The sequence below is a fragment of the Acinetobacter sp. YWS30-1 genome (assembly GCF_033558715.1).
Classification (GTDB): Bacteria; Pseudomonadota; Gammaproteobacteria; order Pseudomonadales; family Moraxellaceae; genus Acinetobacter.
On the sequence record NZ_CP114606.1, the window covers coordinates 2,803,523 to 2,815,861 of the forward strand.

Genomic DNA, 12,339 nt, shown 5'->3' on the forward strand with positions numbered 1-12,339 from the left:
GCATGTCTTTAAGTAATCCCTCCCTGACCCTCCCTTTATCAAAGGGAGGGAAAGCTGAAGAGAATTACGTGGGCCGGTTCGCGCCATCGCCAACCGGCCCTTTGCATTTTGGTTCCCTCATTACCGCAGTCGCTAGTTACTGCGATGCCAAAGCCCATCAGGGGCGCTGGCTAGTCCGTATTGAAGATACAGACATCCCGCGAATTTATCCCGGCAGCGAAGAACATATTTTGCGTGCCTTGGATGCTTTTGAATTCGAGCCAGATGGTGAAATCATTTATCAGAAAGATCGTCTGGATATTTACGAAAATGTGATCCAGCAACTGCGCCAGCAGGGTCTGGTCTATGCCTGTCAATGTACCCGTAAAATGCTGGGTTCCAATCATATTTATCAGGACACCTGTCGTGACTTAGGTTTGCCTTTTGAACATCAGGCAATTCGGGTCAAGGTTGAAGATGTTGAAATCTGTTTTGAAGACCGTCTGCAAGGCCGACACTGCTCACAACTGAAAAAGGACTTGGGCGATTTTGTCTTAAAACGCCGTGATGGCATCATCAATTATCAGTTGGCAGTTGTGGTCGATGACTATCTGCAAGGCATGACCCATGTAGTCCGTGGTGCAGACCTTTTGGACAACACGGAACGTCAGATTTATCTGGGTCAATTACTAGGTTATCCGCGTTTAAGCTATATGCATTTACCACTGGCAATGAATGATCAGGGCCAGAAACTATCTAAACAAAACTTGGCGCAAGCACTGGATCTTGATCAGGCTCCCCTGCTCTTGCAAAAAGCACTTCAAGCCCTATGTCAGGTGCCCGTAGAACTGGATCGCTCTGCTCATATGCTCGAACAAGCCGTCGCACAATGGGATATTTCCCGAATCCCGCATACAACTGAGCTACAAGGTCACTATTTATAAAAACAGGTTTTCACTTAAGCTAAAAGCAATAACAAAGGCGAGTGAGGACTATAAAAATGTTTTTTATTTTTGGTGTAGGACCGAAAACCAAAGTCATTGAGAAAAGTCAGTTTCTTTGTCCAGTCTGCCGAACCCGTTCTGGGTATGAACTCAAACAGCAGCGTAATTATTTTTCTTTATTTTTTATTCCGCTGATTCCACTTTCCAAGGCGAAAAGTGCTTTTGTGCGTTGCCTGAATTGTGGAACTGTCATGCCGAGCACAGTACTTGACCATGCTCAGCCTGATCCACAGCGTCCGTCTAATCTAGAAGCTTGATTCTTCCCGGCTTGGATTGACCTGCTGAGTCGTCGAATCAATTTTCAAAATCAAACTGATCATCACTGCACAAATAATAAGTGATGAACCGCCATAACTAATAAATGGCAGGGTCAACCCTTTGGTTGGCAATAGGCCCATATTCATCCCGGCGTTTACCAGAATCTGTAACAGGAAAATGATACTGATCCCATAAGCCAGATAACCTGCACGCAAGTACTGATGCTGCAAGGCACGATGCCCAATCCGGATACAGCAGACCATCACCGTGAAGGACAGAATCAGAATGGTAGAAATACCCAAGAAACCAAATTCTTCCCCTAAGATTGCCAACATAAAGTCAGTATGCGCTTCCGGCAGATATGACATTTTCTGGATACTATGGCCTAGCCCTACTCCGGTCCATTCACCACGACCAAACGCCATCAAGGCATTAGAAAGCTGATAACCGGTACCGAGCGGATCTTCCCAAGGATTCGAGAAAGACAATAAACGTTGTAAACGATAAGGTTCCAGAGCAATCGCAGCAGCAAATGCACCCAATAAAGTAATAAAAGCGACACCGAACTGAATCCAGGGTGCACCAGCCAGGAAGAATACACCGAGCATGGTCAGGGTGATTACCACTGTTGCCCCTAAGTCAGGCTCAAGAATAATCAGGCCAACGGTTGCACCCATGATGGCACTTAATCGTACCAAGCCTTTGATATTATTACGAACCTCTTCAGCACGACGGACTACATAGTCAGCGGTAAAAATCGCCATCATGACCTTAGCGACTTCGGAAGCCTGCAAGGTAAAACCGGCTACCCGAATCCAGCGCTTGGAGCCGTTTACTTCAGTCCCGACAAAGAGTACGGCGACCAGCAAAACAATGGTAATAATCCATAAAAAGAAAGTGTTATTGAACCAGACTTTTAATGGAACTTTATAGGCTAAAAAGGCTGCACCCGCCGCAACCAGAATCGAGATCGCATGTCGGGTCACATAATGGAAAGCATTCTCATGCATCCGTTCCGCATAAGGCATCGAAGCCGATGCCACCATGATCGAACCGATGCACAGCAAAGCCAGCACACAAAAAATCAGCACATTACGCGGATTAACTTCAGCGGGTAACTTAGGTACCCACTGCTGATAAAATTGATTAATTTTATTGATCGCAGTCTGAGCAAACTCAGCCATATCACGAATCCTTGTTATTCTTAATTGAGTTCATTCACATAGGCCACAAACTTGCGACCACGTTCCGGATAACCGGAGAACATGTCAAAACTTGCACATGCAGGAGACAATAACACGACATCATGTGCCTGAGTGCGCTTTTGGCAAACTTCTACTGCTTCCTGCAGGCTTTCCGCATGAATCAATTCAGTCGTACCTGCAATTGCTTCTTCAATAATTGGGCGGTCCACGCCAATCAATACGGCGATTTTTGCATACTTAGATAATGAGTCACGTAAAGCAGTAAAATCCTGACCTTTACCCTGACCACCAAGAATAATGGCAACCTTACCGCTTTGAGCTTCGATCGCCATGCCTAGACCATCAAGTGCTGCGAGCGTTGCTCCGATATTGGTTCCTTTGGAGTCATTATAATAACGTACCCCATTGAATTCTTTAACAAATTCGCAGCGATGTTCCAAACCTTTGAAGGTTTTTAATGTATCTAGCATAACGTTCATTGGTAAGCCAATTGCTTCACCTAGAGCCAGACAAGCCAAGGCATTCGCCACATTATGGGTACCTTGAATGTACATGTCAGAACTTTTGAGCAGACGTTCACGACCACGTGCCAGCCAGATCGTGCCATCCTTATCTTTGAGAATACCGTACTGGTTGATGTCCGGTGCATTCAAACCAAAGCTCTGCATCGGTGTTGCATCTGGAACCAGTGGACGGGTCAGTGAATCATCACGGTTAAACACCACTTTTTTCACGCCTTGGAAAATACGGTGTTTGGCGGTGTGATAACCCATCATGTCGCCATGACGATCCAGATGGTCTTCACTCATATTCAGAACAACAGCCACTTCAGCCTGCAAGTTTGATGTGGTTTCTAACTGGAAGCTCGACAACTCCAAAATATACAGCTCAGGATCATCTTTGGTCAGATCCAGTGCTGGACGACCAAGATTCCCCCCAACCGCCACTTTTTTACCCGCATTCGCTGCCATCAGACCGATTAAAGTAGTTACGGTACTTTTGGCATTGGAACCGGTAATCGCCACAATCGGCTTATCAGTCGCACGACGTAAAATCTGGATTTCACTTACCACAGGAATACCTTGATCTAGTGCTGCCTGGATTTCAGGCAGTTTTGGATCGAGTCCCGGACTGATGATAATTTCTTCGGCAGAGAGCAACAGATTCTGGTCAAAATTGCCAAAACTGGTCTGTACTTCCGCAGGAATTTGGTCATGTCCCGGAGGGGTAGCTCTTGAGTCCGTTACTGCAACGCGGTAGCCCTGGCCATGTAAGAAGTTGACCGCAGCAACACCTGAAATCCCGAGTCCTGCAACGACTTTTAATCCACCACGTTGTATTAACATTTTCGCCCCATTTTCTGGTCTATTTTAAAACTGACGAAATGGTAGCACTTTGCTGTTTTGAATGCTTTTTCTGTTTTGACTTTCTCTGGCATTTTTTGTGTCAGGGCGTAAAAAAATACCGTTAAATCTTCATCTTTAATCGGTTTAATAATTAATAAATTTTTATTGGAGTCATCATGGGAATAAAAGTTAAGACTATGCTAGCCATAACTTGAAAGGAAAATCAGACAATGCTTCCATTCATATAAAGAAAAATAGTGGATTCTTCTTACCCAGATAAATTAATAAGTTTTTAAAAAATAAAAAATTAGAGAGCTTATTTCTAAACTCCCTCACTCATTTACATGCTCAGTTTTTATTCTCAAACAGAATGAAAGTTTACTTCCATTTCACTGCCTGAGCTTTAGGCTTAGCATCCGAACTTTGTTCCGATGCCGGGCAGGCACAGTTACCACCACAGCCACTGGCCATAGCCGGTTTTAACCATTTCGCCAGCGTGTACCAGTCCTTGGCTGCACAGGCATCAGACAGCTTCTGGAAGACTGAGCGTGAGGTATTCGGAAATACCTTTTTAAATACCACGAGCGCACTCCAGACAACCAGTACCGCTACAATCAGAATTTCAATCATCTCAATCTCCCATTCACATGATCAGTCAGATCTAGCCAAGGTTTCCCTTCAGCCAGTTTAACCCAAATAATGTGATGCAATTTGATAAGTCAGGAATGACATGAAATATGCCAAACCAAACAGGTAGAAGGTCATAAAGCTGACCGTTTTCCATGAACCGGTTTCACGCTTCACAGTGGCTAAAGTCGCCAGACAATGCGGCGCATAGATAAACCAGACCAGTAGAGACAAGCCGGTCGCGATCGACCAGCCCAGATCACCACCGCCACTAATCAGTGCCGCCAGACCCTCAGACATGGCATCTTCATCAACTGCAGACAAGGCATAAACCGTACCCAATGCTGCCACAACGACTTCACGCGCTGCCATCGCCGGAATCAGTGCAATACAGATCTGCCAGTTAAAGCCCAATGGGGCAAAAATAGGTTGCATTACATGGCCCAGCATCCCGGCAAAGGAATAATCGATATCCGGTAAAGTTGCACCTTCTGGTGGCTGCGGGAACGTACACAGGAACCATAGCAGAATAGATAATGCAAAGATGATGCCGCCGACACGCTTCAAGAAAATTTTGCCGCGATCCAATAGCCCAATCCAGACGTTTTTCACATCCGGGAAACGGTAACTTGGCAGCTCCATCAACAGCATGTGCTGTGACTTGTCTCTATGGAAAAATTTCAGGATAAAGGAAACAATCAGTGCACTCAGAATACCGGCCATATACAGACCAAATAACACCAGACCCTGCAGGTTCATGAAACCCCAAACGGTTTGCTCAGGAATAAACGCTGCAATCAGCAAAGCATATACTGGCAGACGTGCCGAACAGGTCATCAGTGGCGCCACAAAAATCGTAGTCAGACGGTCACGTGGATCACTAATCGTCCTTGAAGCCATAATCCCCGGCACGGCACAGGCAAAGCTGGACAATAGAGGGATGAAAGCACGGCCCGAAAGACCTGCTTTAAACATCAATTTATCCAGCAAGAAGGCGGCACGTGGTAAATAGCCGGACTCTTCTAGTACCAGAATAAAGAAGAACAGAATCAGAATCTGCGGCAGGAAGACCACGACCCCACCCGCACCGGCAATAATCCCGTCAACCACCAAGCTGTTTAATAAAGGATGAGCGATCAGCCCACCCATGTACTCGCCCAGCCAGCCGAAGAAAGTTTCAATTCCGTCCATAAATGGCGCAGCCCAGGCAAAGACCGCCTGAAACACCACAAACATCATAATGGCTAAGCTAAGCAGGCCCAATACCGGATGCAGGAATATCTTGTCCAGAAAATCAGTACGTTTATCTTCCTGATCGGCATAATTCACCACATCTTTCAGAATGCTGGCAATCTGATGATGGTGATCACCACTCAAACCGCTGAGTTCAGTTTGCGGGGCAGAAAACTTGTTTTTATCCAGTGCATTTTTCAGATTTTCAATGCCTGAAGTACGCACAGCAACAGTTTCAACTACCGGCACACCCAAGCGCTCAGACAGTTTCTGGGTATTGATCTGCATCCCACGACGGCGTGCTTCATCCATCATGTTCAGCACCACCAGCATTGGACGACCCAGCTGAATCATTTCCAGTACCAGCCCCAGATGCAGTTTTAGGTTAGTTGCATCTACAACGCACAGGAAAGTATCCTGCTGGCCTTCTTCTGCAATTTTACCCTGAACCACATTACGGGTAATTTCTTCGTCCGGGCTGGTGGCATCCAGACTATAAGTTCCTGGCAGATCCAGTACACGTACCGGTTTACCTGAAGGAAGTGTGAAATTCCCGACTTTACGCTCAACCGTAACCCCGGCATAGTTGCCGACTTTTTGACGGGATCCGGTTAAATGGTTGAATAAAGAAGTTTTACCGCAGTTTGGGTTACCGACAAGGGCAATACGTAAGGTATCACTCATGCCGCGGCTCCCTGTTCAATTTCAATCTTGGCCGCTTCCGATTTTCGTAAAGCAAAACGCGTAAACCCCACCTGAATAAGAATCGGATCCCCACCAAAAATACCTTTGGTAATGACTTGTACCTGAGTCCCTGGTACAAAACCTAAAGTTTCCAAGCGACTGGCCACAACATCGTGGGAAGCGCCTTTACCATCAGTAGTTCGATTAACTTTTCGAATGATGGCAGTTTGTTTTGCTTTCAAATCAGACAAACGCACCGTGAAAATTCCTAAGACTTTTGTACAGTATACAAACAAATGAGAATAATTAACAAATAAGTATTAATTACATTTCTTCTTAGCTGTATAGCACATCGACATGTTCGTAAAATTAAACTAGAGTGGAGATGAGCAATCAGGCTTCTCGCTTTTAAAATTATCTTCATTAAACATCATGCTGAATAAAAAACCTCGCATTCCTAGTCCAGTTCAGATTCCTGAAGCTTTCAGTTACTTACAGGGTTTTCGCGATTATCTGATTGCCCAGACAGTGAGCCCTCATACCCGAAATGCCTATTTGTCTGATCTGATCCAGTGTGCCGAATGTCTGGTTAAACCTTTACCAGAATGGAACCATGACGATATTTCCGATGTACTGATTGAACTGACCAAACAGCAAAAAAGTCCACGTTCAATTGCACGATGTTTGTCCGCCTTACGTTCTTTTTATAAATTCCTGCGGGAACAAAAACTGCGGAGTGACAATCCGGTTGCTGCCCATAAAACACCAAAACTGGGCCGTGCTTTGCCTAAAGACCTGTCTGAAGCTGATGTTGAAGCGCTGATTCATGCACCCGATATTAATACTGCCCTCGGTTTACGTGATCGTGCCATGTTTGAAGTGCTTTATGCCTGTGGTTTACGGGTGACAGAACTGATTAATCTGCGTCTCGATCTGATTAATTTAAAACAGGGCTATTTGCGTATTGTTGGTAAAGGCAATAAAGAACGTCTAGTGCCAATGGGACAGATGGCCTGTGAATGGGTAGAAAAATATTTACAAGAAGCACGTCCGCAATTGTATAAAACAGCAACTGATTATCTGTTCCTCACCCAGCATGGCGGCATCATGAGCCGACAGAATTTCTGGTATGCCATTAAACGCTACGCACTACAAGCCGGAATTCAAGCTGAACTGTCTCCGCATACTTTGCGCCATGCCTTCGCCACGCATTTACTTAATCATGGCGCTGACTTACGGGTAGTACAAATGTTGCTAGGTCATAGTGATTTATCCACCACACAGATCTATACCCATGTGGCACAAGTCAGAATGCAGCAACTGCATGCAACCCATCATCCACGGGCTTAAGAGCTGATTCAAATAGAATAAACTGAGAAGTTTGACGTAGCTCTATCTTTTTTTGCTATGCTAATGCTCTGTTTTTAGTCCAAGAAAAAAAGGGTTATTATGACATTTGCCCGCACCAAAATTTTTATCGCTTGTCTGCTTGCTACCGGTCTGGGACTGAGCGCATGTTCCAATTCCAATAATTCAGATAAAAAGCAAGATACGCTTACAGCAAGTGCACCGGCGACGGGTGAAGCCTCTAACCTTAGCGAACGTAATGCACAGCAACGCCTGATTTCAACGCTCGAAGGTCATTTCAAAAAAGCGGGAATTAACGCAAAAATCACGGGTATTAAAACCACTGAAGTACCCAACATGTCATGGGTCAGCCTGGAAGGTATGGCACCCGTCTATGTGACAAATGATGGCAAATATCTGATTCAGGGCGATGTCATTCGCCTTGGAGATAAAGAGCTGCACAATGTCAGTGAAACTTTGCAATCTGACGTCAACAAGAAAATCTTTGCAAACCTTAAAGCGGAAGACCTGCTGATCTATCCAGCCAAAGGTAAAACCAAGCATGTGATCTATGTCTTTACCGATGTCAGCTGTCCGTATTGTCACAAATTCCATGAACAGATGGATGAAATGAACAGCAAAGGCATCGAAGTGCGTTATATTGCTTGGCCACGTGGTGAACAGCATATGCCCGCCATGGAAGCCATCTGGTGTAATTCCGACCGTCGCGCAGCCTTCGATCAGGCCATTGCCGGTGGATCTATCACGCCGACTACTTGTAAAAATCCTGTGAAAGATCAATATCAAATGGGTCTTAATATTGGTGTCAATGGTACGCCGGGTGTATACAGTTCTGAAGGACTTTATCTCGGTGGCTATATGAGCACATCAGAATTATTGGATCGACTTAAATAACTCATTTTAATTAGTTATTTAACTTTATTTTATAGATGAAGATATTCTGAAATGACCCTAGAGTCAGGCCGCTTTTTTAGCTATGATCTAGGCTCTCGTAAAAAACTGTTTATATTTGGAGTGTGACGTGAAACCAGTTCGTCTGGCAATCCTCGGTCTTGGTACTGTGGGTGGTGGTGCCCTTAAACTATTAAAAGAAAATGCTGCTGAGATTAAACGTCGCACCGGTCGTGAAATTCAAATTACCCATGTTGGTACGCGTCGTCCGCGTCCTGATCTGGATCTACCTGAATCAGTCAAACAAAGTGCAGATCTGCTCGATATCGTACGTCAACCTGATGTAGATGTGGTGGTTGAAGTCATGGGCGGTATTCACCCTGCTTATGAAGTGATTAAAGAAGCCATTTTGCATGGCAAACAGGTCGTAACTGCCAACAAGGCCCTATTGGCTGAACATGGAAATGAACTGTTCAAACTTGCCGATGACAACGCTGTGCAAATTGCTTACGAGGCAGCGGTGGCTGGCGGCATTCCAATTATTAAAGTGATGCGTGAAGGTCTGGCAGCCAACAAGATTGACTGGCTGGCTGGCATCATTAACGGTACAGGCAACTTCATCCTGACTGAAATGCGAGATAAAGGCCGTGCCTTTGCTGATGTACTGAAAGAAGCACAAGAGCTGGGTTATGCAGAAGCAGATCCAACCTTCGACGTAGAAGGCATCGATGCAGCACACAAACTGACATTACTGGCCTCTATTGCTTTTGGTATTCCATTACAGTTTGATAAAGTCTTTACTGAAGGCATTAGCAAAATTACTGCACAAGACGTGAAATATGCTGAAGACTTGGGCTTCCGTATCAAACACCTCGGTATTGCCCGTCGTGCTGAAACGGGTATCGAACTCCGTGTACACCCTACTCTGATTCCTGAAGAGCAATTGATCGCTAATGTGAATGGTGTAAAAAATGCAGTTCTGGTTCAAGCCAATGCGGTTGGTCCTACACTGTATTACGGTGCAGGTGCGGGTGCAGGTCCTACAGCTTCTGCAGTAGTCGCAGATGTCGTGGATATCGTACGTGATATTTCTTATACTGAAGATGGTGCTGGTACAATTCCACAACTGGCTTTTGAAAGCTTAAGTGACCTGCCAATCCTGCCACGTGAAGAAATGACGACTGGATACTACATCCGGATCAATGCTGAAGATCAAACCGGAGTACTGGCTGAAGTAACCTCTATTCTAAGCCGCGAAGGCATCAGTATTGATGCAATTCTGCAGCAGTCACGTCTGAAAGATCTTATTCCTATCGTGATCCTGACTGATCCAGTCAAGGAAGCGAAAATGGATGAAGCGTTAAAACAAATTCAAGCTCTTCCTGTCATTCATGGCGAAATTGTACGAATTCGTTTAGAATCGCTTGATAATTAATCGGGTCGAGGGGACACTCTCCCCTTGCCAAGCTCTACACAATTGGAACATCATCATGTCGAATGCCAATCGTTATACTGGTTTAGTTGACCGCTATCGCGACCGTTTACCAGTGTCTGCAACTACTAAAGCCGTTTCTCTGGGTGAAGGTAACACGCCACTGATTAAGCTTGCGAATATTCCGCGCATTATTGGCAAAAATGTTGAAATTTATGTGAAGTACGAGGGCTTAAACCCGACTGGTTCATTTAAAGACCGTGGTATGACCATGGCGGTAACAAAAGCGGTTGAAGAAGGCTCTAAAGCGATTATCTGTGCTTCTACAGGTAATACTTCAGCAGCTGCAGCAGCTTATGCAGCGCGTGCAGGTATCAAGGCGTTTGTTTTAATCCCAGAAGGCAAAATTGCGATGGGTAAAATGGCGCAAGCGATGATGTATGGTGCGATCACCATGCAAATCCGCGGTAACTTCGATGACGGTATGCGTCTGGTAAAAGAAATCGCTGACAAAGCACCTGTCACTATCGTGAACTCAATCAACCCATACCGTCTGCAAGGTCAAAAAACCATTGCTTACGAAATCGTGGATGAATTGGGCCGTGCACCAGATTACCACTGCCTGCCTGTAGGTAATGCGGGTAACATTACTGCGCACTGGATGGGTTATACCGAAGCGGTTGCAAATCAGCCTGCTGGCGAGTTTGAGCAAGTGGTTTACGACACTGCTACTGATGCCTTCACTGGTCCTAAACCTGAAGGTCTGCCAACAATGGTAGGTTACCAGGCTTCTGGTGCTGCACCTTTCCTTCGTGGTGCACCTGTTGAAAATCCTGAGACTGTTGCAACTGCAATCCGTATCGGTAATCCACAAAGCTGGAACCATGCGAAAGCGGTTGTTCGTGATTCTAAAGGCTGGTTCGATGAACTGACTGATGCCGAGATTCTGGAAGCGCAACGTCTTCTTTCTATGTATGAAGGCGTATTCGTAGAACCTGCATCTGCAGCTTCAATCGGTGGCGCAATCCGTGACATTAAAGCAGGTAAAATTGCTGAAGGTTCTGTGATCGTGTGTACTGTAACTGGTAACGGTCTGAAAGATCCGGATACTGCGATCAAACAATGTTCTGATGCTGTAATGCTTTCAATTGACGCAACTTTAGAACAGGTTCGTGAATCAATTCTTTCTAATATGTAATTTAGATTGAAATAAAAGGCCCTGCAATTGCAGGGCTTTTTATATGCGCTTAAAAAAGATTAAACACGTTGTTTAGGCAGGCTAGATACCCAAGTCATCAGACGAGTCGCATCATTGGTACGTGCAGCAGTTGAATCCGCACCTAATACCACGACCACCACAGGACGGTTATTCAAGGTGGTGTGCATGACGACACAACGTCCTGCTTCATTAATATAACCGGTTTTAGACAGATTGATATTCCAACCACCATTACGCACCAGTGAATTGGTGTTGTTGGATTTCAATACACGGTAACCCAGGTTGAAATCATAGCTGGCAGTGGTAGAGAATTGACGGATCAGGCCATACTGTGAAGCGGTATTGACCAGAATCCCCAAATCACGTGCAGAAGACACATTGCCAGGATGCAGGCCAGTAGATTCCATATAGTGGGTTGAATTCATGCCCAGCTCTTTAGCTTTGGCATTCATCTTCGCAATGAAGGCTGCACGACCGCCTGGATAAGTACGCGCCAATGCAGCTGCAGCCGGGTTCTCAGACTTCATCAAAGCAAATAATAAGGCTTCAGCACGATTCATGCTGTCCCCGGCTCTTAAGGTAGAACTTGAGCTCTTACAGCCTGCACAGGAAAAATCAGCCTGTTGCAGGGTAATTTTTTCAGACATATTCAAACGCGCATCTGAAATCACTACTGCAGTCATCAATTTGGTAATCGACGCAATCGGGTAAGCATTATTGGTATTTTTACTGAATAACACTTCACCTGTCTGTGAATCCATCACCAGAGCTGCACGCGCACTTACAGCAGGTTGATTAATAAAATGACTATTATCAATAATCTGCACAGGTTTTGTCGGTACTGGTGCTGGTGCGCCGCCCTGACGAATCGTCGTCGTAACAGTTGCTGAACCTGGTGGTGAAGGTTCTGCAGCAGATACGCTCAAATTATCATTCATGAGCTGATTGACTTCATCAGAAGACCAGCTGATGCTGGATCCGCCCTCTGTTGTGCCAGAATTCATAATGATTTCAGCAAAACTTGTCGTGCTCATGCTGATTAACACGGACAGGCCGAGTAGATGCCTTAAAGACTTGTTTATTTTCTTCACTA

At 45.3% G+C, this 12,339-nt stretch carries 12 protein-coding genes; 6 read left to right on the plus strand and 6 right to left on the minus strand.

The genetic code is table 11. The annotated features are described in order from the left end of the window. Nucleotides 1-2: 2 nt before the first annotated feature. Both gluQRS and O4M77_RS13345 read left to right on the plus strand, forming a co-directional pair. On the plus strand, nt 3-923 hold the full coding sequence (gene gluQRS, locus O4M77_RS13340) for a tRNA glutamyl-Q(34) synthetase GluQRS (RefSeq protein ID WP_323713564.1): 921 nt from the start codon (nt 3-5) through the stop codon (nt 921-923). Nucleotides 924-979: 56 nt separating this feature from the next. Further along, a complete protein-coding gene (locus O4M77_RS13345; protein ID WP_159124363.1) occupies nt 980-1,240 on the plus strand; it encodes a zinc ribbon domain-containing protein in 261 nt (86 codons plus the stop codon). Here the strand turns inward: O4M77_RS13345 and ftsW are convergent. From ftsW to O4M77_RS13370, 5 genes are all read right to left on the minus strand, one after another. Then, nucleotides 1,229-2,425, minus strand: a complete 1,197-nt coding sequence (ftsW, locus tag O4M77_RS13350) for a putative lipid II flippase FtsW (protein ID WP_323713565.1) — start codon at nt 2,423-2,425, stop codon at nt 1,229-1,231. The two genes, O4M77_RS13345 and ftsW, sit on opposite strands and share 12 nt — an antisense overlap. Before the next feature lie 20 nt (nt 2,426-2,445). After that, nucleotides 2,446-3,792, minus strand: coding sequence for a UDP-N-acetylmuramoyl-L-alanine--D-glutamate ligase (gene murD / locus O4M77_RS13355; RefSeq protein ID WP_323713566.1), 1,347 nt, complete (start codon nt 3,790-3,792; stop codon nt 2,446-2,448). Nucleotides 3,793-4,170: 378 nt separating this feature from the next. Then, nucleotides 4,171-4,422 carry a DUF6587 family protein gene (locus O4M77_RS13360; protein WP_323713567.1) on the minus strand — a complete coding sequence of 84 codons (252 nt, stop codon included), beginning with the start codon at nt 4,420-4,422 and terminating at the stop codon, nt 4,171-4,173. A gap of 57 nt (nt 4,423-4,479) precedes the next feature. Next, complete coding sequence (gene feoB, locus O4M77_RS13365; RefSeq protein WP_323713568.1) at nt 4,480-6,336, minus strand: ferrous iron transporter B; 1,857 nt, start codon at nt 6,334-6,336, stop codon at nt 4,480-4,482. Next, on the minus strand, nt 6,333-6,593 hold the full coding sequence (locus O4M77_RS13370) for a FeoA family protein (RefSeq protein WP_004787267.1): 261 nt from the start codon (nt 6,591-6,593) through the stop codon (nt 6,333-6,335). The genes feoB and O4M77_RS13370 overlap by 4 nt, the downstream gene beginning before the upstream one ends. A 175-nt stretch (nt 6,594-6,768) precedes the next feature. Here O4M77_RS13370 and xerD point away from each other — a divergent pair, with 175 nt between their 5' ends. The 4 genes from xerD to thrC all read left to right on the plus strand — a co-directional run bounded on the left by xerD (nt 6,769) and on the right by thrC (nt 11,225). After that, nucleotides 6,769-7,686, plus strand: a complete 918-nt coding sequence (gene xerD, locus O4M77_RS13375; protein ID WP_159124366.1) for a site-specific tyrosine recombinase XerD — start codon at nt 6,769-6,771, stop codon at nt 7,684-7,686. A gap of 99 nt (nt 7,687-7,785) precedes the next feature. Then, complete coding sequence (locus tag O4M77_RS13380; protein ID WP_034703409.1) at nt 7,786-8,598, plus strand: DsbC family protein; 813 nt, start codon at nt 7,786-7,788, stop codon at nt 8,596-8,598. A 127-nt stretch (nt 8,599-8,725) separates the two neighbouring features. Continuing rightward, on the plus strand, nt 8,726-10,030 hold the full coding sequence (locus tag O4M77_RS13385; protein WP_005233480.1) for a homoserine dehydrogenase: 1,305 nt from the start codon (nt 8,726-8,728) through the stop codon (nt 10,028-10,030). 55 nt (nt 10,031-10,085) lie between these two features. Further along, complete coding sequence (gene thrC / locus O4M77_RS13390) at nt 10,086-11,225, plus strand: threonine synthase (protein ID WP_323713569.1); 1,140 nt, start codon at nt 10,086-10,088, stop codon at nt 11,223-11,225. 59 nt (nt 11,226-11,284) lie between these two features. Here the strand turns inward: thrC and O4M77_RS13395 are convergent, their stop codons facing one another. Beyond that, on the minus strand, nt 11,285-12,337 hold the full coding sequence (locus tag O4M77_RS13395; RefSeq protein ID WP_034703413.1) for a serine hydrolase: 1,053 nt from the start codon (nt 12,335-12,337) through the stop codon (nt 11,285-11,287). Between the last annotated feature and the right edge of the window lie 2 nt (nt 12,338-12,339).

What these genes read in the sequence shown, in the direction of transcription:
- O4M77_RS13360 (WP_323713567.1), bottom strand. Translation starts at nt 4,422, where the DNA reads ATGATTGAAATTCTGATTGTAGCGGTACTGGTTGTCTGGAGTGCGCTC.
- O4M77_RS13345 (WP_159124363.1), top strand. Translation starts at nt 980, where the DNA reads ATGTTTTTTATTTTTGGTGTAGGACCGAAAACCAAAGTCATTGAGAAA.
- thrC (WP_323713569.1), top strand. Translation starts at nt 10,086, where the DNA reads ATGTCGAATGCCAATCGTTATACTGGTTTAGTTGACCGCTATCGCGAC.
- ftsW (WP_323713565.1), bottom strand. Translation starts at nt 2,425, where the DNA reads ATGGCTGAGTTTGCTCAGACTGCGATCAATAAAATTAATCAATTTTAT.
- xerD (WP_159124366.1), top strand. Translation starts at nt 6,769, where the DNA reads ATGCTGAATAAAAAACCTCGCATTCCTAGTCCAGTTCAGATTCCTGAA.
- feoB (WP_323713568.1), bottom strand. Translation starts at nt 6,336, where the DNA reads ATGAGTGATACCTTACGTATTGCCCTTGTCGGTAACCCAAACTGCGGT.
- murD (WP_323713566.1), bottom strand. Translation starts at nt 3,792, where the DNA reads ATGTTAATACAACGTGGTGGATTAAAAGTCGTTGCAGGACTCGGGATT.
- O4M77_RS13380 (WP_034703409.1), top strand. Translation starts at nt 7,786, where the DNA reads ATGACATTTGCCCGCACCAAAATTTTTATCGCTTGTCTGCTTGCTACC.
- gluQRS (WP_323713564.1), top strand. Translation starts at nt 3, where the DNA reads ATGTCTTTAAGTAATCCCTCCCTGACCCTCCCTTTATCAAAGGGAGGG.